Source organism: Parabacteroides sp. CH2-D42-20 (assembly GCF_003670185.1).
Lineage (GTDB): Bacteria > Bacteroidota > Bacteroidia > Bacteroidales > Tannerellaceae > Parabacteroides > Parabacteroides distasonis.
The window spans coordinates 1-21,644 of sequence record NZ_RAYG01000036.1; the positions used below are offsets into that span (position 1 = coordinate 1).

Here is a 21,644-nt window from a genome sequence, read left to right on the forward strand (position 1 = left end):
AAACACAACTGGTCATGAAGCCTTTTTAATTAGCTTTTTCAACTGATTTTATTTAGCTTTTTCATTTGGCGTCGACATATTCGTAATAATCGTCTCACAAAGATGAAACGATCTTTTCATATACGTGATACGATCTTTTCACCCTTGTGATACGATCTTTTCACATAGGTGAAAAGATCAAGACCTAAAGAAGCTTACACTTAAAGTAGCACAAAAAAAAAGTCACATCCATTGTTAGTGGACATGACTTCTATATTGTTTTCAAATAAGATTCTTATCTGTTGCTTTCCTCCGCAGGTGTAGTAGTAGCGGGAGTTTCCTCTGCCGGAACTGCCGGTTGTTGAGCCGTACCAAAGTCCGGAGCGATCGTATTCGGATCGATAGAGATAGCGTCGTTTACTTGTTGCTTGATCTCAGATTGAGCGGCATGCTCCGCTCTGGGGATAAATGCGGTAATCAAGATACTCAATACGATTACGGTACCCGCCAAACTCCAAGTAGCTTTCTCCAAAAAGTCCGTGGTCTTACGTACACCCATGATTTGGTTAGAAGAAGAGAACCCTGAAGCCAAACCTCCACCTTTCGAGTTCTGGATCAACACGATCAAGATTAATAGTATAGAGGCGATCAGGATTAAGATAGAAATAAATACGTACATCTTAGTTTTATTTTTTAGTGTTAATAATCAACTTTTCCAAAAATCTGATTTGGTCTGCAAAGTAAACATTTTTTTCTGGATATTTCAAGCTTAAGTTTTTAATAATTTGCAAAGCCTTATCATATCGCTTCTGTTTTATATAAATCCGAGCTAAAGTTTCCGTAAGGCACGAGTCTTCCAGCGATTTGGACTGCTCATCATCCAAATCTTTCACCGACTCTGGAGTCTCCGCACGGCTGTTTTCCTCTCGGATTTCCAGCCCGCTACCCGGCATACGCTGTTGGTCATTTTTAATGAACGAATCGATCAAGTCGTGATGTCGAAGCCTATTCTCCGCATCCTCTCCAGATGGCTTCTCTTCTTCCTCTTTCGATAATGACCAAAACATATAATCTGACGATACCGATGGATGGAACAGGAACGGGGCTTCTTTCTTAGGCTCCGGTTCCTCGTTACGGTTAGAGAGGAATGCGTCTATCAAGGAGAAAGTATCCTCTTTTCGCATATCCGGCTCATGCTCCACACGGGAGTTCAAGCCATATTTATCTCCCTCTATCAGTTGGAACAGCTTTTTCCGGTCCGGCAAGAATATCGCCATCCTCTCCAGCTCCGAGGTAAAACTCATATCATTTAATACGGCCAGATTCTTTAGATACAACATCCGTGCCACTTGAAAATACGGGTAATCCTCCACGATTCGTCGCAACTCAAAAAGAGTCCCCTCGGTCAATTCCGAAGGCTCCTCCATCAAACGATATAAATCCTCCGCCCTCATTCTACCAATTGGCAACCGTAGCGTTATAGATTTGGTCTACTATTTCCTCTATGATCTCCTCGCATAATGTTCCCTCTACCTGCTGCGGCATCAAGTTACTGTCGAACTCGCGGTAAGCGGAGAACGACTGCTCGAAATCCTCATCCGGGTTAACCCGGTTGGAGTAACGAACCCGCACCGTGATCGTCAACCTCGTCTGCGAGGCGATAGCATCCTCCTTCACGGCCATTGGAGCGAAATCGTAACCAGTGATCTCACCCTCCAACTCAAGGTCGCCATTGCTCGGAACCAGTTGCAGACGAGTCTGACGGATGTAAATATCCTTCAAATCCTCCGTAAACTGCGGCGCAAGGGTCGGATTCACGTAGGGAGCTTGGTTCGTGAAGTCACGAATCGTAATGGTCTTCACCTTCGTATAATCGATAGAGGCTCCATTAAACTTATAGGAAATAGAGCAAGCCGTAGCCAATACCGTCAAAAATGAGAGTATAAGCCAATTGGCTGCCGACAAACGTATGTTGACAATCTTCTTTAGCATATTTTTATTCCAAATTGTATTCCTTGATTTTTCGATATAACGTACGCTCCGATATCTTCAAGTCGGCCGCCGCGTTCTTCCGTCGCCCGTTATGCTTCTCCAGAGCCTTACGGATCATCTCCTTCTCCACCTCTTCCAAGGATAAAGTCTCCTCTTCCACATCCTCGGCATCTTGGATCGTCGGGTGCATGGCATGAACCGCCGCCGGATGGATCGGATGCGCATAAGGGGTATCGTCCGCCACCGTTGGCATCGGGATATTCCCTCCCATGATATCATGCACTAATTTCTTTAGCTCGTTCACGTCCTTTTTCATATCGAACAAGACTTGATAAAGGATCTCCCGCTCGCTGTTAAATATCTTTTGATCCGGATCTTGCTTCACCAATACCGGATATTTCTCAACGTTCACGTTCGGCAGATAAAGGCGCAGGACATCCGCCGTTATATCCCGTGTCTCCTCGATTACGGAGATACGTTCCGTGATATTTTTCAACTCACGCACGTTACCCGGCCAACGGTAAGAAACCAATAATTGACGGGCCTCATCATCCAAGCGGATCGGCGGCATCCGGTATTTCTCGGCGCAATCACTGGCGAACTTACGAAATAATAAGACGATATCTTCCGGACGCTCCCGCAAGGGAGGCACTTGAATAGGCACCGTATTCAAACGATAGTACAAATCCTCCCGGAATTTACCTTCCGAAACCGCCTGCACTAAATTCACGTTCGTAGCGGCAACGATACGTACATTCGTCTTCTGTACCTTGGAGGAACCGACCTTGATAAACTCACCCGTCTCCAACACACGAAGCAAGCGTGCTTGCGTAGGAGTTGGCAGCTCTCCTACCTCATCCAAGAAGATCGTTCCACCGTCCGCTACCTCGAAATACCCTTTACGGTCGGCCAACGCCCCGGTAAAAGAACCTTTCTCGTGCCCGAAAAGCTCCGAATCTATCGTCCCTTCCGGAATAGCGCCACAGTTTACGGCTATATATTGTCCATGCTTACGCTGACTGTTCTGGTGAATAATTTGCGGGAAAGTCTCCTTCCCGACTCCACTCTCTCCTGTAATAAGAACAGATAAGTCGGTTGGCGCTACTTGAAGCGCAACGTCGATCGCACGATTTAATCCCGGGTTATTACCAATAATCCCAAAACGCTGTTTTATCTGTTGTACATCAACCTTCATCACTCTCTCACTTTTAAAATCTGTAATTATTTCAGTTACTCTGCCAAAATTACAAATCTTAATTCAAACTACCACTATTGATAACAGATTCTATCGGTCGTTTCTTATTTTTTAGCACCATATGTACGTTTATACAAGAACTCGGCAAGATCCTTGTCTTCCGGGATGGCGGCGATCTCTTCCGGCGAGATAGGCTCACCGATATATACATCCGCTTTCTTTCCACGCTTATTGAAAGCCTCTGTAGGAATACGCAAGGTACGTATTTGCCAGCTGATATTCCCTAGCCAATAGAAAAAATGGGTATTTTGGAAATCAAAATAAACAGGGTATACCGGTGCTTTCGCCTTACGAACTAAGCGAATCACGCTATGCGCCCACGATAAATCCCGTACCTGTTTCTCTTTTTTATTATAAAATGAGATCGCTCCAGCAGGGAAGAAACCCATCGGATGACCTTCTTTCAGGCGTTGCAGGGATAGTCGCACGCCATTGACATTCGCCGGATTCGCCCCTCGCTTGTGGGAATCGGGCACCACGGATATGAAATTATCCTCCATCGCCCCGATCTTGGTCAAGATGCCATTCACCATCACCTTAAAGTCCGGACGGCGGGAAGCGAAAATATCAATCAGCATGATTCCATCCAACGACCCGATCGGATGGTTGGAAACGGTAACAAAAGCCCCTTCCGGCAGATGATCTAAAATCTCCTTATTATGAACCTCATAGCTGAGATCGATAATGGGGTCATGCAATAAAGCGGAAGTAAACTCAGCGCCCCGTAAATGACAATTCCGGGCATGTACCTTATTAACCAGATCCACACGTAAGCACTTTATCAGCAACTTACCTAACCATGTCCCCACTCGCCCCTTGAAGAACGGGGCCATCTCTTGCAAATCGTAAATGTCAACAACACTCTTCTTCATACTTTATCCTAAAAACGAGGCACACATCTTCTCGTGTTTCCTCATCACTATCGCTAGTACGATGTTCAACACGATGATCTCGTATAGGTAATAAGCCCAGACCTGTCCCGTTAGTACGATCACAAACATAACCATCGTCCGGCCATTAAAGGTCAACAAGTCTATGTAACGCATTAAATGACGACTCTGTTTACGAAAGTCCACACGGATATTCTCCGGAATATTATCCCCATACTTCGCGTGCAAATTTTGTAACATACTCTGTAAGGTAGGCGTAGCCTTCACTTGCAACATCGTATACCAACGATATAAGAAGTAGAAAAACTTGTTAATGCCATACTTCATCTCCTTATGTTTCGCCTCCACCTGCTCCAAAGACTGAAACTCCGAGCCTTTATCCTTACTGATAAAATAAAGGTGAAGCGTCTTATAATAATCCGTGATATTCGCTTGGACTAAATGAGACAGACCAGATAAGACCGCCAAGGCAAAGAACCAATCCGTACCGTAATCATGAGACAAACGAAGAGCGAATCCGATATAGATCGAAGCGAACCAGATATCCCCGGCGAATCCGTCCAAGATACGCCCGATAGCGGACTTGATCCCTGTAAGACGTGCCAGCTGCCCATCCACGCAGTCGAGGATATTGGCAAATACCAACAATAATATACCGCAGATATTATATGTCAAATTATCGTGATAAAACATAAATCCAACCGCCGCACCCACGAAGATCGAGATAACCGTAATCATATTCGGGGTAATCCCCGTGCCTCGCAACATACGAGCAATACGAAATCCTATCGGACGATAAAAAATTCGGTCTATCTTATTTTCTGTTTCTATCGACTTTAACGATGCTTCGTATTCCTTATCCAACTCGCTCATTTGTTTCTTATTTATACGAGTAACCGCCATCCACAACGACTACCTCGCCATTAAAATAACTATTCTCTATCAACATTTTATAAACTTCCGCCAATTCATCCGGGTCGCAGAACCGTCCCAAAGAGACCTTGTTCTCTATATTCCGACGGATCTCGGCAGGCTTTGTTTTCTGCCATTCCGTATCGACAAAACCGGGAGCCACGGCATTCACACGCAGTTCATAGGGAACTAAGAACTTCACCATGTTTTTGACCAGCGCATGAACAGCACTTTTCGTCACTCCATATGCCAAAGATACCGAATGAGGCTGTATTCCCATCAAGGAACCCGTAAACACGATACTTCCCCCCTTATTAACCCGTCCAACAATCTTCTGTAAAAGAAAAACCGGGAAATGGATATTAGCAAAGAAAACCCGGTCCCAATCCTCGAATGAAAGTTCCTCAAAAGGATCCCGACAGGTCATTCCCGCATTGAACACAAGGCCGTCCAAACGTAGCCTATTCTCCTCCAAGAAAGAATCGATAACCCCGATCGTATTCCGATCCGAGATATCGGCCCGCAGAATAGAAACCTGTATATCGAAACGCCCCACCAACTCGCTACGTACCTCCTCGGCGGCCGCTTGGTCGGAAGCATAAGTCAGTATAAGGTTATATCCGGCCTTTCCTAAACAGGACGCTACCGCCTTTCCTATCCCTTTTGTCCCACCGGTAATTAAAATAAATTTATCCATGAAACTGATCGTTATTTAGCGGCAGATCCTTTCACTGTTTCCGGCTTCGCCTGACGTTGGGTTGTCAGATTCGCCTCATAAGAATCATGTATCGTTTTTTTCAGATTCGAGGAGGAAACCCCCGTGCCGTAAGGGAAATAAAATACCTGAACGCCTAAATCCTTCAGATAGTCGTACTTCCCGAACCAGTCATCACCTACCACGAAAGCGTCGATATTCAGCTTCTTCACGATTTCCGTATGATCCAAGGAATGTTGTGGAATAACGATATCGGGAGTCTTCAACGCCTCGATGATCTGCAAACGTTCATGGAACGGAATGATCGGCTTCGCTTTATAAGAAGAGACCAACTCATCTGTACTAACCCCGACGATCAATATATCCGCCAAACTACGGGCGTAATTGATCATCCTAAGATGATTATAATGGAACATATCAAACGTCCCGGATGTATATACTATCGTTTTGTCTTTAAACATAATCGTAATTTTCGTTTTAAACCGCAAACTTACGCAAACTTTTCCTATCTTAAAAGTTTAAAACCAAAAAGCGTCCCACGCCCCATACAAAAATGTCATGTCAATAACATCCATTCGTTATTAACATGACATTTTATGTATTTATTGAAACTTGTCAGGAAAGATATACTATAATCCGTCCGTATCGTCCTCTTTTGTCAAGTCCAGTTTCTCATTATCTCCCCCCCTATCGAAATATTGCTTACGCAATGGGTTGGCGGTAGCCTCCTGATAACGCAACCGGTTCCGGAAGATATCCAACGCCGTATATAAGGCTTGGCGGAACGACTCTTCCGAAGCCACGTTCTGCCCGGCTATGTCATAAGCTGTTCCGTGTGCCGGAGAAGTCCGTACGATCGGCAATCCTGCCGTATAGTTCACCCCGTCATCCATCGCCAACGTCTTGAAAGGAGCGAGCCCTTGATCATGATACATCGCTAAGACACCATCAAATTTATCATACATCTGCGAACCAAAGAAACCGTCAGCCGCATAAGGGCCAAATGACATTACGCCTTTTTTCTCCGCCTCTTGCATTGCCGGTATGATAATCGTCTCCTCTTCCGTACCCAGCAATCCGGCATCACCGGCATGAGGGTTTAAGGAAAGAACCGCGATACGTGGCTTCACAATACCGAAGTCTTGCTTTAACGACTGATTGAAAATACGCAGCTTATTCACGATATCGCCCACGTTGATGGAAGACGCAACTTGCGACAATGGAATATGCCCCGTCACCAAAGCGACACGAAGATCATCTTTCATCAAGATCATCAAGGCTTTTTTATCCAAGCCACCGAAGCATTTCTCCAAATACTCAGTATGCCCGGGAAAATGAAAATCCTCGTTCTGGATATTATGTTTATTGATCGGGGCGGTAAGCAGTACATCCACTACTCCCCGCTTCATATCCGTAACAGCCGCTTCCAACGCCTTGAAAGCCGACTCACCGGCAACCGGCGTAGATTTCGACAACTCCACCTTGGTCTCGTCCTCCACGCAGTTAATAATGTTCACCCGGTTTACTCCCGCATCCTCCGCATGTGAAATAATATTCATATTGATAGGAGGAAGCTCCAATGCCTTCCGGTGATAAGCGGCTATCTTGGACGAGCCATAGATAATCGGCGTGCAAAGCTCCGCCATGCGGGTATCGGAAAAGGTCTTTAATATCACCTCATAGCCGATACCATTTATATCTCCGTGGGTGATCCCCACTTTAATCAGTCGTTCTTCCATATATTTTGTTTGTTTATTACTTTTTCTCTTTTGGGATATCTAATGTCTCAGTTACCGGTTCATCAAATTCACCCGGCAAACGTAACGTAAATAAGGCAGCTTCTATTCTACGCATGAAATTACGCTTGTCTGTCTCCGGAGCATACACAAATCCCTCGGCTACAACCACACGATGATTCTTTTCATCCAAGCGGGTGTGGCTTACGAACGGGCCTCCCATCATATCGCCTTGCATTCTCCACAAACCGCGCATCACGCCGCAATATTTACCATTTAAGGTTATTGGCGTATACTCCACTCCCGCACGCGTTTCTGTTTGCATATAGGAACCCGGGAACGAACCCGGCAGATTCGCCTTCAATACAGAATCTCGTTTAGCGACCAGATATTCCTCCGTAAACGTATTCGGATCAGTATAAGGGAAAGTATATACGATTAAGTCCATACGGCCTGTGTTAGCGTTATTGGAAGACCAGAAGAAATCTGTCGTATCCTTATAGTACGTGAAGTTTGCCGGAGCGTTTAACATCACGTTCAGGTCGCTTTTCAGGTTATCCATAACCACCATACTATATTCCTTTTGTAATTGCTCTATCGCACGATTCATCTCCACCTTTACGAAGAAATCGACCAACGCCTTCTCATGGGTCTTTGAATACTCGACGATCGACTCCGTATTAGGAGCTTTCAGCGAAACAACCACCTGCCCTCTAGCCCAGACATTATTCTCGTAGCCTACAGAAACTTTCGTATAAGCGGTGGGGTCTATCGTAACCACTAATATATTCCTTACATACCGTAACAGACCTGTAAAATCCTTTGGTTGTACGTAGGTAATCTTCAAAGAAGGCTCGGCTTGCGGAAGTCCGGGCACCGAAGAGGCCAACTCAGACTTTATGGCTTCTCCCGCAGGGCCTTTCCAATCCTTTTGATCCATAACCACGACAACCTCATATGCGAAGCCCGTAGCTTGAGTCATCACAGAACCTGAATTACATGCTCCCATCAAAACAAGAAGCAGCAACATACCGATGAATAAAGAACGTGTTTTCATACCTGTGTGTTTTATATTATACAAATGTAACATTTTTCGCGGTAGAAAGCATTCCACAAGCGGCGAAAATATCCTCCCCACGTGATGCCCTTATCGTACATACAACTCCTTTGGCGTTTAAGAAATCCCGAAACGCCTCCATTTTAACGATATCGGAAGTCTCTAAAGACACATTCGGTATCGCATGAAAACGGATCAAGTTTACCCGACAAGGAATTCCACCTAATAAACAACTCAAAGCTTCGGCATGTTTCAAGCTATCGTTCAAATTTTTAAAAACAATGTACTCAAAAGAGACACGTCGTTGATGCGAAAAATCATATTGTTTGATTAAATCGATCACCTCCCTCGCTGGGAATGCCTTTTCAACCGGCATCAAGGAAAGACGTTCCATAGGATAAGGCGAGTGCAGACTTACGGCCAGATGACATTCGCTCTCCTCTAAAAAGCGTTTCAAGCCTTTCGTCACACCGATGGTTGAAACCGTGATACGCTTCGGGCTCCACGCATATCCATACGGGGCCGTGAGTATTTCCAAAACCTTGAAAAGCTCGTCTACGTTATCCAGTGGCTCCCCCATTCCCATGAAAACGATATTCGTCAATGAATCGTTTTCCGGCAAGGACTGGATCTGGTTCAATATCTGGTTCGCTGTCAGGTTTGCCGTGAAACCTTGTTTTCCCGTCATACAAAACAAGCAATTCATTTTGCATCCGACTTGAGAAGAGACGCAAAGAGTCGCCCGATCATCCGTAGGAATATAAACAGACTCAACAAAACGCCCCGGTCCGGCAGCATATAGATATTTGATCGTACCGTCTTTCGACTTTTGATACTCAGATGGCGGATAAGCCCCGATCTCGAATGAATCCTCTAATAAAGCACGTTTGGCTACCGCTATATTTGTCATCTCCGAAATCCGGGTTATTTTCTTCTTATAAATCCAATCGGCCATTTGCTTAGCCGCATATGCGGGAAGACCCACCTCAGACGCTACACCTTTCAGTTCCTCCAAGGTCATCCCTAATAATTGTCTTTTGTCAACCATGCTATCGATATTTTCTTATTCGCGAAAGTACGAGAAATATTCCACAAAATAAAGATCCCCTGTTTTGCCGTCAAAATAAATATATCTTGACGACAAAACAGGGGATCTTTTTTATCTTAAGTATAAATACTCTTTATTAATAGAAACGGATACGGTTGTCTTCCACCTTAGCGTTGTTGACCATAGATTGGATAGCTTGGAATCCTACACGATACGCGTTCGAAGCATCCAACGCACGGATTTCCTCAGCCTCGTTGAACTCCTTACCATCTTTATTTCTTGCGTATACCTTGAACACATATACACCGTTGTTACCTTTAACCGGAGCACTTACTTGGTCAACTTGAGCCATAGAAACCATAGCGTTCAAGTTCGGTTCGATACCGATACCAGCGATACGGCGAGTACCAAAGTTCACGAACTTTACAGAGTCTACAGAAGAACCCATCGTTTCAGCATATGCCTCAACTGAAGTTAAATTCTTAGCAGCCAATTCCTGAGCGATCTTATCGCCTTTTTTCTGGGCAGCCAATTCAGCTCTCAAAGCCGGAGCGACCATATCAACCGGACGATACCCCTCGGAAATACTTCCTTCTACAGCAGCCACGACAAATTTATCACTACACTCGAAGATCTCAGAGATAGAACCTTTATCGTTCTGGAACGCCCAACGAATTACCGGACGTGAATTCTTGATAGAACCTAACAACTGATCATCCGTAGTAACCGTTGCACCTGAAATCAAGTTATAACCGGCTTCCTTCGCATTCTCCTCCAATTTAGCCATAGAGTTGTTCTTCGATACGAACTGATTCAACTCATTGTAGATGTTGCTATAGGTCTTAGAGCTAGGAGATACAGTCATGTCGATATCTGCGATCTTATATTTTTCAACATTTCCTGTTTTCTCTGTTACTTTTACAAGGTGAGTACCATATAAAGATTTCACAACCGCTACCTCATTCAATGGAGTTGAGAAGACAGCCTTCTTAAAATCATCATTCACACCTCTCAAAGCGGTAACCTCTGTAAACCAACCTAGTTCACCACCATTCTCGGCGGCTTGGTCTGCTGAGTATTTCTTAGCTAATTCAGCAAAATTAGCGCCACCTTTCAACGCCCCCATCAAGCTATCAGCCAAAGCTGTTGTCTCAGCCTCAGATTTACCGGCCAACATGATGTGGCTAACTTTTACTGAGTCCGGAGCGACCGTCTTATCGACTAACTTAAACATTCTGTATTTGTCATTCTCGAATACAGGACCATAAACAGCGCCAACCTCAGAAGTCGTAGCGAATTGTTTCATCTCCGGATCCAAAGCCTTCTCCGTGAAGAAAGCGTCAACATAAGGAACCTCAGAGTTCTCGTTTACTACATCAGCCACTCTTTCAGACGTAGCCAGCTCCTCTTTCAAGCTCTCGATCTCGGCCTGTGCCTTATCATAATCCTCTTTACTCGGACGGATATCTACGGCGATATATTTAATTACCTTAGATTCTTTTTGTTTATAAAGCTCCTTGCGTTGGTTATACAATTTCTCGATCTCACTCTTGCTTACCTCAATCGTTGAATCCGGAATCGTAGCATATGATTGCATAGCGTAAATGATATCCGAATTCTCGGCATTATCATTATAAGCTTCCTTAGCGTCCAATGAATTTGCGGAAATAGCCTTGCTCAATAATGTCGTATATTTTTGCTCCAAACGTTGACGTTTAATGTTCTTCTCCCAGAACAACCAGAAGTTTTTAGCTTGAATCAGCTGTGCCTGTTGATCTGCCGGATAGCTAGCGATATTATCGGAATCGATTTGTTTCAAGAAATTCAACAAAGCAGCCTTATCAAAAGCACCAGTCTGAGGATTCGTAAACATTTGCATTTGTTGGATCAACGGAGAGATATTCTCACCTTGAACCATATCAAACAATTCTTCCGGACTTACTCCCATACCTAATTTAGCAGTAGCCTCGTCCAACACGACCTCTTGTACCATCGCATCGAATACGGACTGGCGAATCTGTGTCATATATTCCTCGGGCAGGCTGGCTGAACCGGATTGCATCTTATACATCTCGGCCATCTCATCAACGCGACCTTGATAATCTTGAATTTTTACAACCTCTCCATCAATCTCGGCGATCCGTTCCTGTGATTGCCTAAAATAAGTAGAACCAGAGTTTAAAAAGTCTCCAATGATAAAAGCGAACAATGCCAAACCCACCACGAGTACCAGCAGTCCTGCTTTGCTTCTAATTTTTTCCAGCGTAGCCATTTATCTTTATTATTTTTTAAAGTTTATTATTTCACATTTTAAGGGCACAAAGATATGAAAAAAAGGAAATTCCACAGCATATAATCCTTTTTTTTATCAAATCCCTACTTTCATACGTACAAGTTCGATCTTCGTAGCCGTTACTTTGATTATCTTAAACGAATATTTATCGATCTGGACAGTCTCGTTCAATTTCGGGAATTTTTGATAGAAGTGCAAGATAAAACCGGCGATGGTGACATAATCATCCGACTCCGGAAGATCCAACCCGAACATTTCGTTCAAGGTATCAATCTCCATCCTACCCGACAGCAAATACTCATTGTCCGATACTTTTTTAGCCACATGCGACTTCATATCGTGCTCGTCCTCAATCTCTCCGAAAATCTCCTCCACCAAATCCTCAAGTGTCACGATACCCGACGTACCGCCAAACTCATCCACGACAACAGCCAAGCTCTTCTTCTCTTGCATCAGCAGTTTCATCAGTTTATTCGCTGCCATCGTCTCCGGAACGATCGATACGCTACGGATATGCTGGGTCCAATCCTCCGGATTCTTGAAAAGCTCGGAAGAATGGATATACCCGATAATATCGTCAATATTCTCGTTATACACCAATATCTTCGAAAGTCCTGTCTCGATAAACTTAGAACGCAATTCCTCTATCGTAGCCGACGTATCACAGGCTACAATCTCCGTCCGGGGCACGATACAATCCCTCAAACGGACATTCGAGAAGTCTAAGGCGTTTTGGAAAATCTTAACTTCCGTATCCATATCCGAATTTTGCGGAGCATCTTCCAGACTTTGCTGTATAAAATAATCCAAGTCTACCTTGCCTAATGCCTGAGGTGAACTTTTCAAGTTCTTCACGCCCCCTAACTTCAAAATCAAAAAAGATAGCAAGGATGAGAACTTGGAGACCGGATACAGGATGATATATATGATAAATAATGGTATCGCAAATATATTGAGTGATAAATTAGGATTCAACTTAAATATGGTCTTGGGAATAAACTCCCCGGCAAACAAGATCAAGATCGTAGATATCACGGATTGGATAAAAACGATCAATGCCTCATTCGCAACCACCTTGGCTATAAACGGCTCCAATACGATTGCCATCTGAAGACCATAAACGACCAACGCAATATTATTTCCTACCAACATGGTAGAGATAAACAAATTTGGATTACGATAGAAAATACCCAGTATCTTACTGGATAGACTACGTTCCTTCTTATCCAGCTCGAAACGAAGCTTATTGGAGGAGATAAAAGCGATCTCCATCCCGGAAAAGAATGCGGAAAATGCGAGGGAAATTAAAATATAAGTCAGCGTCCCCACCTTAATTACTTTTTATTGAATCTATTTGTGACACATCTACCCGGGCACTATCCCCCTGAGCTGTCCGTGTCGTATCGGCCGGAGCATCGCTCACCGGGAAAATACCTTGTGAGTTAAATATCTTATACTGAGTCATATTTTGGTTCGACTCAAAACCTATGCCTGTTATGATCTTATCTTCTTGCTCGATACGCATAAACTTATCAGAATAAACCTTCTCTTGCTTCTGGTCCCAGAACAATTGGGAAGTCTCAAAATGCTCCCCTTGCAGACTTTCCACCTCTACATTACCGATCAGCTCCCAAAGCCCTTTTTTATCATAATAATAGGCTGTATCCGCCTTAATACTCGCTTCTGTCTGGAATAAGGTATCGAACTTCTCCACGTAGATCCCCTCGGGGAAATACCAATGGGGTTCCGCCGCCTTCCCATAAATCTGCCACTCTTTCGCTTTCAAGCGATATCTCGTGATACCAGAATCGGAGATCAAGGATGACACATCCGTAGCCTTCATCGTATAAGTCTTGTCCGGGTCAAACTCAACATCAACCACCTCCTTATGCTCCTTACTGCAAGAGGCAGAAAACAAAAGAAGCATAACAACCACCACGAAGGTAGTTGTTATGCCCATATTTTCCGTTTTACAATGAAAACGATTTCCTATCATAATTACCGAATCGTTGTACGCTCTCCGATCCAACCACCGACAGTGAAAGGTTTGCCCTTCTCCAAATCCGGGTGCATGAAGATCTCCTCCGTAGAAGGAAGGTGAGCACGATAAGATGATATCAAAGTATTAGCCTCTTCAGCAACACTCGGATCTACCTGTTTCGCTTTCTCAAATTTATCGATAGCGGCATTATAAGCAGCTCTTGCCAGTACTCCGTCGTTCGGGAAAACAGACTTGGAAGTAGCAGCATACATCTTACCGATCAATAAATAGGCATTGCCATAATTAGGATTTGCCTCCAAAGCTTTCTGGCAATATTGTCTAGCCTTCGAATAAGCATTTTGCTCAAACAGCAACAATGCGATCATATAATAATCATCAGCTTTTGAAGTCGCGTCCGTTTCTAAATTCGCGGCCTCATCAAAGTATTTAATAGCCGTATCATAATCCTTTATCTTAACGGCTTTCTTTCCTAGCCCAACAGCTGCCTCGGCACTAGGTTCTTGACGATAAGCATAGTCTGATGCCAAAAAGTAAGCCTCGATTTCTTGGCAACCTGTTCTTCTCAACAAGGATATAGTCTCTTTCAAATAAGGTAAGTTATCCTTATTCTCCTCGATCTTAGCAGCATACAAATTCTGCAAAGTCTCGCAATCGGCAGCACCACTATTTGCAAAGGCATTATCAACACCACTCTTATATGCGGTCAAGGCATTCACTTCTTTTTGATTGTTTGCAGCCTGCGCAGCTTTTAACTGAGCATCCAAGCCAGCAGAAACCTTCAAATAATCTTGAATATACTGCTCTTTGAAGTTCGGATCGTTAAGCATTTTCTTCATAGAAGAGAAACTAAACAAGGAGAGACCTAGAGCCTCCGTATCAGCACCTTTCTCATCAACGATCTCCTTCAACCAAGTATAGGCCTGATTATAGTCGGCATTATCGCCTGTTTGCGCTAAATAATCTTGCACTTTTCGAGCAACGATCCAGTCTTTTCCATACCGGCGATCATTTCCAAAATATTTCACACGCTTGTCGTAAACCCCCATCAAATCATCAATAAGAGCATTCTTCTTAGCGGGATCTTTCTCTTGGGCGATCTTCCAGCCCATAATTTTCACACCGTACAAATAGATATCTTTTGTAGCGGCAGGACACTCATCGTACACGATCTTCCAGAAATCATAGGCATCTTTGAAGTTTCCGGCTTTCGCGTAAGGAACGAACAAGCTGATATTGGTAATACAACGCACGCTATCCTCACCGGAACCGAACTGTGTACCATTATCTACTCCTTTCTGCGCATAAGCACCCAATGTACCCATAGTACATCCAAGCGCTAGTAATAAAACTTTGATCTTCATATCTCTTTCTATTAAAGTTAGCTATAAATTTATATTCCTTCAAAAAAGTATCATACTCATTAGACCCTTTCGGCCATTCCCGGTTTAATCCACTTTTCGTTTAAAAAACCATAATTCGTTAAATGTATAGTTCACCGTAAACCGGAAATACTGCTCATCAATCATTGTACGTAATTCCGGACGGATCTTCACGTATTCAAATGACAGGTTCACTAATGAACGGTTATCGATCAATGGAAGCCCAAAACCGATACTCGCCCCATATTCATTATAACCATGTCCTTTATAACCATTCTCCTCGGAGCGACTGACTCTTAAGTACGAATTGCTATAATGAAAACCGGCACGGTATCTGATACGTCCCAGATAATTACGATTATCATAACGAGGAATAAATTCGGCACCAGCCGCTACACGTGTACGGTTCTTGAATTGGCCTTTCTCGTTATCAAAATAAGCGTTCGCCCAGTCCTCATACAAGAAATCAGCAGCTAACGTCAACCGGTTCTCCTTCACATAAGAGATACCTGCTCCGTAAGAATTCGGCATATCAAACCGATAATCCTTAATCGTATCATTCCTCGTATATCCAGATGTAGAAGACAAAGAGCCAACAGTCTGAATATCATACACAGTCGTATTCAACTTCTTTCCGGGAGAGTAGACGAAACCTACCGTGACATGCTCCGTCTTACTCAAAGGATGCGTATATTGAATACCAAAATCTAACTTTAAATCACGAATCTCATAACGTTGGTTTCTATACACATTGTCCGCCCCTGTCGAGCTGGGAAAAATCAAGTTACGGGAATGTGTAATATTTCCAAATAAAAATCCGGCGTTTACACCAATGGAAAGACGCTTCTTCCAAATATCATAGGAGAGCCCTAAATAGGCATCGCTTAAGCCACCTTCGCCACTAAAGCTTTCTCCCCAACTTAAACCGCCCTCGGTACGGCTCTCGCCGAAATCATATCCTACATATGAATAAGGTAATAAACCAATACTCATCGCTAAACGCCGGGTGATCGGAAATTGCATAGCGATATACTCCACGTTTCCATTCATCTGTCGTTGCTTATTCGTACCGTCATAGAACCAAGACACCTGACCGGACGCACCAAAATCAAAAAGGAATGTCAACGAATCCATACAACTATAAGATGCTGGATTTAATGGATTTATCTGTTTAGAGGACCTTAATCCATAACCGACTCCACCCATCGCCCTTCCGGCACCAAAAGATCGATCCGCCAACTCTCCATATCCAAATCGCGTATAAGGCGAGTTCGTGTTATTTTGAGCCCACAATGGCAATTGTGTAAAGATAAGAAAACTTATTATTACTACCTTATTAATTTTCAACATTATACTCTAAGATTCTGTTTAATCCTGTCAACACTAAATTAATGTCTGCAAAGATGGAGTTTTTTAGCCGTCTTTCAAAATAAAACGAATGACCGCCTGTTAAAAAAACCAAAAGATCCGGATATTTTACTTTCAGCTCGTCAATATATCCGTCCATCTCGTAAACAATCCCATTCACCACACCCGCTTGGATAGCCGTTTCCGTACTTCTCCCGATAAGCGGTATATCATCCTCTTCCGTTACCAAAGGCAGTTTCTTCGTAAAATGGTTCAACGCTCGAAAACGGGTTGTCATCCCCGGAGAGATATTCCCTCCCAGAAAGATACCCGGCGCTTCTATCACCTCATACGTGATAGCGGTACCGGCATCGATAACCAGCAGATTTTTTCCCGGCCGCAAATAATTCGCCCCCACGACAGCGGCCAAACGGTCCTTGCCTAGCGTTTTCGGCGTCCCATATTCCACCTTGATCGGTAAAGCTACATGTTCATCCAGAAAGACAAAACGCTGAAGCTTATTTTTTAGATAAGCGATCAACTCATCGTCCGTATCTATCACCGTCGATAAAATGCCTTGCGTAAAAGCGTACTTCTCAAAAAGAGCAGCGACCACAGATACACCGAATTGCTTGTATACAAAAGAAGCCTCTATATGCCCATTTTTATACACAGCGACCTTTGATGACGTGTTACCTTGTTCTATAATAAGATTCACTTCTCTGATATTTTCCGCAAAGAAAAACAAAAATGATGAAATAACACGCAAAAACATCGTATAACCTCTAAAATTCTTCTTGAACAAAAAGGATCGCATCTCTGTTTGAAGAAAAATCTAAATAAAAAACAAGTTATGAATTACGGGATTAGTGTCTTATTCAGGGCGATTCCATTGCTAATGGCCCTCTTTTGTTTCGGTTATGGATTTTTTGTCTTTAACTATGGAGTGGACTCCAGCAGATTCGTCGCCGGACCTGTCGTATTCTCTCTTGGCTTTATTTGTATAGCCTTGTTCGCTACGGCAGCGACCATTATTCGTCAAATTATCCATACATATAATAATGTAGCCAGATTCGCCTTGCCTATCCTTGGATATCTCTCGGCAACCATCACTTTTCTGGCGGGCTTTATCTTACTCATGTCCTCACCGGCGCCAGCAGACTTTGTCGCGGGCCATGTCATTTGCGGGGTGGGCCTTATAACCGCATGCGTAGCAACAACGGCTACCGCCTCTACCCGATTCACCTTAATACAAATGAACGCCAAAAGCGACGATCCCAGAATACCAGACAAAGCGTTCAACTTTTGGCAGGGGGTATTCTTGATCCTTGTAGCATCATTTATATCCATAGTCGCATGGATTTGGGCTTACCGGTTGCTAGCGCATAGCGACGAGCATTCCCAATACTTTGTCGCCGGGCATGTGATGGCCGGACTAGCATGTATTTGCAGCAGCTTAATCGCTTTAGTCGCCACGATCGCCCGACAAATAAGAAACACATATTCCCGATTGGAAAAAAGGCTATGGCACCGTTTTGTCATCCTGATGGGATCTATCAGTCTGATATGGGGCCTCTTCGTATTAGGAGATAGCGACCCGGCTAATGCCTCAACCGGATATATCATGATCGGCCTTGGATTAGTTTGCTATAGTATCTCCAGCAAGGTGATCTTGCTGTCTAAAATATGGAGGGAAGAATTCAAGCTTGCCAACCGGATTCCATTAATTCCTATATTCACGGCTTTATTCTGCCTTTTCCTCTCCGCTTTCCTTTTCGAGATGGCGGCCGAGCATAGTTATTATGCCATTCCCGCACGGGTATTGGCCGGACTGGGAGCGATCTGCTTTACGTTGTTCTCCATCGTCAGCATATTGGAAAGCGGAACCTCTTCCAAGTAAACTGTTTTTTCATCGTGATGAAAATACTTTTTCTTCACGGTGAAAATACTTTTTCTTCATGATGAAAATGTTTTTTCCTCACAATGAAAAAATCAACATTCTTTGATAAACCACCGGCCACAACACATAAAACATTCTTTAACACTGCCAAAAACATAAGGTTTTCAATTCTTTATAAACAATTATCATCCCAAGAGTAAGAAAACGCTTGCAAAGTAAAAAATAATATCTACTTTTGCACCCGGGTAAGTCCTACACGGCATGCTCCCTCGGAATCCCCCAGGGCTTGACCGCAGCAAGGGTACTTGGTTGTAGCGGCGCGATGTAGTAAGCTTACCCACCTGCCTCTTTAGCTCAGTTGGCCAGAGCACGTGATTTGTAATCTCGGGGTCGTTGGTTCGAATCCGACAAGAGGCTCAGATAAGACACATCTTAAAGAAGGAAGCTTATAAGTAGGCTTCCTTTTTCGCATTTTAGGCATAATATAGTTGCGCATTTGCATTAATATATTAATTTTGCTGATAAGAATTCAAAACTGCAGCATCATGGAAGAGAATAAGAATTTACTTTTAAAAGGCGCTATGACTTATGGTTTGGCCATGGGTATATATTGGGTAGTGAAATACATCTTTTTCATCTTCAGCGTTTCCGTCCCCTCCTTAAGTCTTGTCTATTGGCTATTGACGCTCGCCGTCCCTTTCATCGCCTACTACATGACGAAAAGATATCGGCACGACATCGGTGGAAGGATCAGTTTCTTTCATGCATGGAGATTCGGCACGATGTTGTATTTTTTCGCCGCATTGATCGTCTCGCTTGAATACTTTGTCTTTTATCAGTTCATCGCCCCGCCTGATTTCGTGGCAAATGCGATCGGGCAATTAACGACTGTACTAAAGGATAGCCAAGTCAGCTCGGAGATGATCGACTCGCTCAGCAAGATTCGTATCTCGCCAATCCACATGGCCATACAAGGAATATTTAATAACGTATTTTACGGCATCATACTTTCTATACCGGTAGCGGCTCTCTTGTGCAGGAACAATTCGACAGGTTCCATCACTGAAAACCGCTAAAAAGTTAATTACAGACAAATAATGGACATATCAGTTGTTATCCCGTTGTATAACGAAGCCGAGTCTTTACCCGAGTTATTCTCGTGGATAGAGCGGGTGATGAAAGAACATAATTATACCTATGAAGTCATTTTCGTGAATGACGGCAGTACGGATAATTCTTGGGAAGTGATCGAGGAGTTGAAGCAACGTTCTCCACACGTCCGGGGAATCAAGTTCCGTCGCAACTACGGTAAGTCGCCGGGATTGCATTGCGGATTCCAACGGGCTAAAGGTGACGTGGTCATTACCATGGACGCCGATCTGCAGGACAGCCCGGATGAGATACCTGAACTTTACCGGATGATCACCGAAGACGGGTACGATCTGGTATCCGGCTGGAAAAAGAAAAGATATGACCCGTTGTCTAAGACGATCCCCACGAAATTATTCAACGCGACAGCTCGTAAATTCTCGGGAATAAAGAACTTACACGATTTCAATTGCGGATTGAAAGCGTATAAGAATGTTGTCATTAAAAATATAGAGGTGTATAACGATATGCACCGTTACATACCTTATTTAGCTAAGATTGCCGGATTTCACAAGATTGGCGAGAAAGTAGTGAAACATCAAGCCCGCAAGTACGGAACTACTAAATTCGGGTTGGATCGCTTCGTGAACGGTTATCTTGATTTGATCACGCTTTGGTTTACTTCCAAATTCGGAAAGAAACCGATGCACTTCTTCGGTTTATGGGGAAGCGCTATGTTCTTCATTGGTTTTATCGCTCTAGTAATCGTACTCAGCATGAAATTGATCTCGATGTACTCTGGAGATCTAAGACCTTTGGTTACAAGTTCCCCCTATTTCTATATTTCATTGACAGCGATGATTCTGGGAACCCAGATGTTCCTAGCGGGCTTTATCGGGGAGTTGATTTCCCGCAATTCTCCGAATCGCAATAACTATAAAATAGAGGATGAGATATGAGTTTCCTAGAATTAGCGAGAAAACGTTGTTCTATCCGAAAGTATGCCCCCAAAAACGTAGAGCAAGAAAAGATTGATTATATCCTAGAAGCAGCTCGTTTGGCCCCTTCGGCGATAAATTATCAACCTTGGTATTTTGTATGGGTTCAAAGTGCGGAAGGAAAAGCTAAATTACAAGAATGCTATCCCCGGGAATGGTTCAAGCAAGCGCCTTATTACTTAATCGTTTGCGGAGATCATCAGCAATCTTGGAAACGGGGCGATCATAAGGATCATATGGATATCGATGCGGCTATCGCCACGGAACATATTTGTTTAGCCGCAGCCGAACAAGGATTGGGAACTTGCTGGGTTTGCAATTTCGACACGGAGCTTTGCCGGAAACATTTTAAAATCCCGGAAACGATCGAGCCTGTTGTATTGATACCGTTCGGCTATCCTTCCGACCCGGCATTATTCGATGAGACTCCAAAGAAACGTAAGCCCATAGAAGAAATTATTAAACGGGAATCATTCTAGTATGTTATACATTGAAGTTCTGCTACTAGCGATCGGCTTATCCATGGATAGCCTAGCAGTATCAGTTACCGGCGGCGCAGTTCTTAAGAGTAACTGCACCGCCGGTAATATTATTAAGATAGCGAGTGTGCTCGGTATATTCCAAGCCGGAATGACCGTGATCGGTTATACGATGGGATTAGGATTCGAAAAATACATTTGCGCCTTCGACCATTGGATCGCATTTACCCTCTTGCTTTACTTAGGTGGAAAAATGATATACGATAGCACGAAGGAAGAGGAGGAAGACGGGAAATTCGATCCTCTATGTAACCGGACACTATGCGGATTGGGAATAGCGACAAGTATCGATGCCCTCGCCGTAGGAATCTCTCTGGCGATCTTAAAATCACCACTCTTGCTGCAAGCCTCGACTATCGGTGTTGTCACCTTCGCTATCTCTGCCTTCGGTGTCTATTTCGGTAACCGATTCGGCAAGAGAATCGACTTGAAGCTGGACCTCATCGGAGGTTTAATCTTAATCGGTATCGGTACAAAAATTTTAATAGAGCATTTATTCTTTAGCTAGGGATA

22 protein-coding genes and 1 tRNA gene are annotated in these 21,644 nt (G+C 43.7%); 6 read left to right on the forward strand and 17 right to left on the reverse strand.

Features of this window, described 5'->3' with window-relative positions:
* Nucleotides 1–274: 274 nt before the first annotated feature.
* The 17 genes from secG to D7V92_RS18845 all read right to left on the reverse strand — a co-directional run bounded on the left by secG (nt 275) and on the right by D7V92_RS18845 (nt 17,422).
* The gene (gene secG / locus D7V92_RS18765; RefSeq protein ID WP_005861586.1) at nt 275–658 is read right to left on the reverse strand and encodes a preprotein translocase subunit SecG; all 384 of its coding nucleotides are present in this window, start codon (nt 656–658) and stop codon (nt 275–277) included.
* Between the two features lie 7 nt (nt 659–665).
* Nucleotides 666–1,433, reverse strand: coding sequence for a hypothetical protein (locus tag D7V92_RS18770; RefSeq protein WP_121773528.1), 768 nt, complete (start codon nt 1,431–1,433; stop codon nt 666–668).
* A gap of 1 nt (nt 1,434) precedes the next feature.
* A complete protein-coding gene (locus D7V92_RS18775) occupies nt 1,435–1,971 on the reverse strand; it encodes an LptE family protein (protein WP_005861582.1) in 537 nt (178 codons plus the stop codon).
* 4 nt (nt 1,972–1,975) lie between these two features.
* Nucleotides 1,976–3,166 (reverse strand): sigma-54-dependent Fis family transcriptional regulator, encoded by a 1,191-nt coding sequence (locus tag D7V92_RS18780; RefSeq protein WP_005865833.1) that lies wholly within the window; start codon nt 3,164–3,166, stop codon nt 1,976–1,978.
* Between the two features lie 104 nt (nt 3,167–3,270).
* A complete protein-coding gene (locus D7V92_RS18785; RefSeq protein WP_005861578.1) occupies nt 3,271–4,098 on the reverse strand; it encodes a lysophospholipid acyltransferase family protein in 828 nt (275 codons plus the stop codon).
* A 3-nt stretch (nt 4,099–4,101) separates the two neighbouring features.
* Nucleotides 4,102–4,989: a CDP-alcohol phosphatidyltransferase family protein gene (locus D7V92_RS18790; protein ID WP_005861576.1), complete on the reverse strand. Its 888-nt coding sequence runs from the start codon at nt 4,987–4,989 to the stop codon at nt 4,102–4,104.
* Between the two features lie 7 nt (nt 4,990–4,996).
* Entirely contained in the window at nt 4,997–5,725 is a 729-nt protein-coding gene (locus D7V92_RS18795) for an SDR family NAD(P)-dependent oxidoreductase (RefSeq protein ID WP_121773529.1), read from the reverse strand.
* Nucleotides 5,726–5,736: 11 nt separating this feature from the next.
* Nucleotides 5,737–6,204: an adenylyltransferase/cytidyltransferase family protein gene (locus D7V92_RS18800; protein ID WP_005861572.1), complete on the reverse strand. Its 468-nt coding sequence runs from the start codon at nt 6,202–6,204 to the stop codon at nt 5,737–5,739.
* Nucleotides 6,205–6,372: 168 nt separating this feature from the next.
* Nucleotides 6,373–7,482 carry a 4-hydroxythreonine-4-phosphate dehydrogenase PdxA gene (gene pdxA / locus D7V92_RS18805; RefSeq protein ID WP_057329099.1) on the reverse strand — a complete coding sequence of 370 codons (1,110 nt, stop codon included), beginning with the start codon at nt 7,480–7,482 and terminating at the stop codon, nt 6,373–6,375.
* Nucleotides 7,483–7,498: 16 nt separating this feature from the next.
* Nucleotides 7,499–8,536: a DUF4837 family protein gene (locus tag D7V92_RS18810; RefSeq protein WP_008774122.1), complete on the reverse strand. Its 1,038-nt coding sequence runs from the start codon at nt 8,534–8,536 to the stop codon at nt 7,499–7,501.
* 16 nt (nt 8,537–8,552) lie between these two features.
* Nucleotides 8,553–9,584, reverse strand: coding sequence for a 23S rRNA (adenine(2503)-C(2))-methyltransferase RlmN (rlmN, locus tag D7V92_RS18815; protein ID WP_005865823.1), 1,032 nt, complete (start codon nt 9,582–9,584; stop codon nt 8,553–8,555).
* A 136-nt stretch (nt 9,585–9,720) separates the two neighbouring features.
* Nucleotides 9,721–11,856: a SurA N-terminal domain-containing protein gene (locus D7V92_RS18820; RefSeq protein ID WP_005861564.1), complete on the reverse strand. Its 2,136-nt coding sequence runs from the start codon at nt 11,854–11,856 to the stop codon at nt 9,721–9,723.
* 96 nt (nt 11,857–11,952) lie between these two features.
* Nucleotides 11,953–13,206, reverse strand: a complete 1,254-nt coding sequence (locus tag D7V92_RS18825; RefSeq protein ID WP_005865821.1) for a hemolysin family protein — start codon at nt 13,204–13,206, stop codon at nt 11,953–11,955.
* Between the two features lies 1 nt (nt 13,207).
* Nucleotides 13,208–13,873, reverse strand: a complete 666-nt coding sequence (lptC, locus tag D7V92_RS18830) for an LPS export ABC transporter periplasmic protein LptC (protein WP_057329101.1) — start codon at nt 13,871–13,873, stop codon at nt 13,208–13,210.
* A 2-nt stretch (nt 13,874–13,875) separates the two neighbouring features.
* Nucleotides 13,876–15,240 (reverse strand): lipopolysaccharide assembly protein LapB, encoded by a 1,365-nt coding sequence (locus D7V92_RS18835; RefSeq protein ID WP_121773530.1) that lies wholly within the window; start codon nt 15,238–15,240, stop codon nt 13,876–13,878.
* A gap of 84 nt (nt 15,241–15,324) precedes the next feature.
* Nucleotides 15,325–16,608 (reverse strand): hypothetical protein, encoded by a 1,284-nt coding sequence (locus tag D7V92_RS18840; RefSeq protein ID WP_121773531.1) that lies wholly within the window; start codon nt 16,606–16,608, stop codon nt 15,325–15,327.
* Nucleotides 16,595–17,422, reverse strand: a complete 828-nt coding sequence (locus D7V92_RS18845; protein ID WP_005861554.1) for a type III pantothenate kinase — start codon at nt 17,420–17,422, stop codon at nt 16,595–16,597. Before D7V92_RS18845 ends, D7V92_RS18840 begins: the two co-directional genes overlap by 14 nt.
* Nucleotides 17,423–17,458: 36 nt before the next feature.
* Here D7V92_RS18845 and D7V92_RS18850 point away from each other — a divergent pair, with 36 nt between their 5' ends.
* The 6 genes from D7V92_RS18850 (at nt 17,459) to D7V92_RS18880 (ending at nt 21,639) form a co-directional block, all read left to right on the forward strand.
* Nucleotides 17,459–18,505, forward strand: a complete 1,047-nt coding sequence (locus tag D7V92_RS18850; RefSeq protein WP_005861552.1) for a DUF2776 domain-containing protein — start codon at nt 17,459–17,461, stop codon at nt 18,503–18,505.
* A 343-nt stretch (nt 18,506–18,848) separates the two neighbouring features.
* A tRNA-Thr gene (locus tag D7V92_RS18860) sits at nt 18,849–18,922 on the forward strand.
* A gap of 128 nt (nt 18,923–19,050) precedes the next feature.
* The gene (locus D7V92_RS18865) at nt 19,051–19,581 is read left to right on the forward strand and encodes a DUF4199 domain-containing protein (RefSeq protein ID WP_005861548.1); all 531 of its coding nucleotides are present in this window, start codon (nt 19,051–19,053) and stop codon (nt 19,579–19,581) included.
* 21 nt (nt 19,582–19,602) lie between these two features.
* Nucleotides 19,603–20,553, forward strand: coding sequence for a glycosyltransferase family 2 protein (locus tag D7V92_RS18870; protein WP_005861546.1), 951 nt, complete (start codon nt 19,603–19,605; stop codon nt 20,551–20,553).
* On the forward strand, nt 20,550–21,071 hold the full coding sequence (locus tag D7V92_RS18875) for a nitroreductase family protein (protein ID WP_121773532.1): 522 nt from the start codon (nt 20,550–20,552) through the stop codon (nt 21,069–21,071). Before D7V92_RS18870 ends, D7V92_RS18875 begins: the two co-directional genes overlap by 4 nt.
* 1 nt (nt 21,072) lies before the next feature.
* On the forward strand, nt 21,073–21,639 hold the full coding sequence (locus D7V92_RS18880) for a manganese efflux pump MntP family protein (protein ID WP_005861542.1): 567 nt from the start codon (nt 21,073–21,075) through the stop codon (nt 21,637–21,639).
* Nucleotides 21,640–21,644 lie beyond the last annotated feature (5 nt).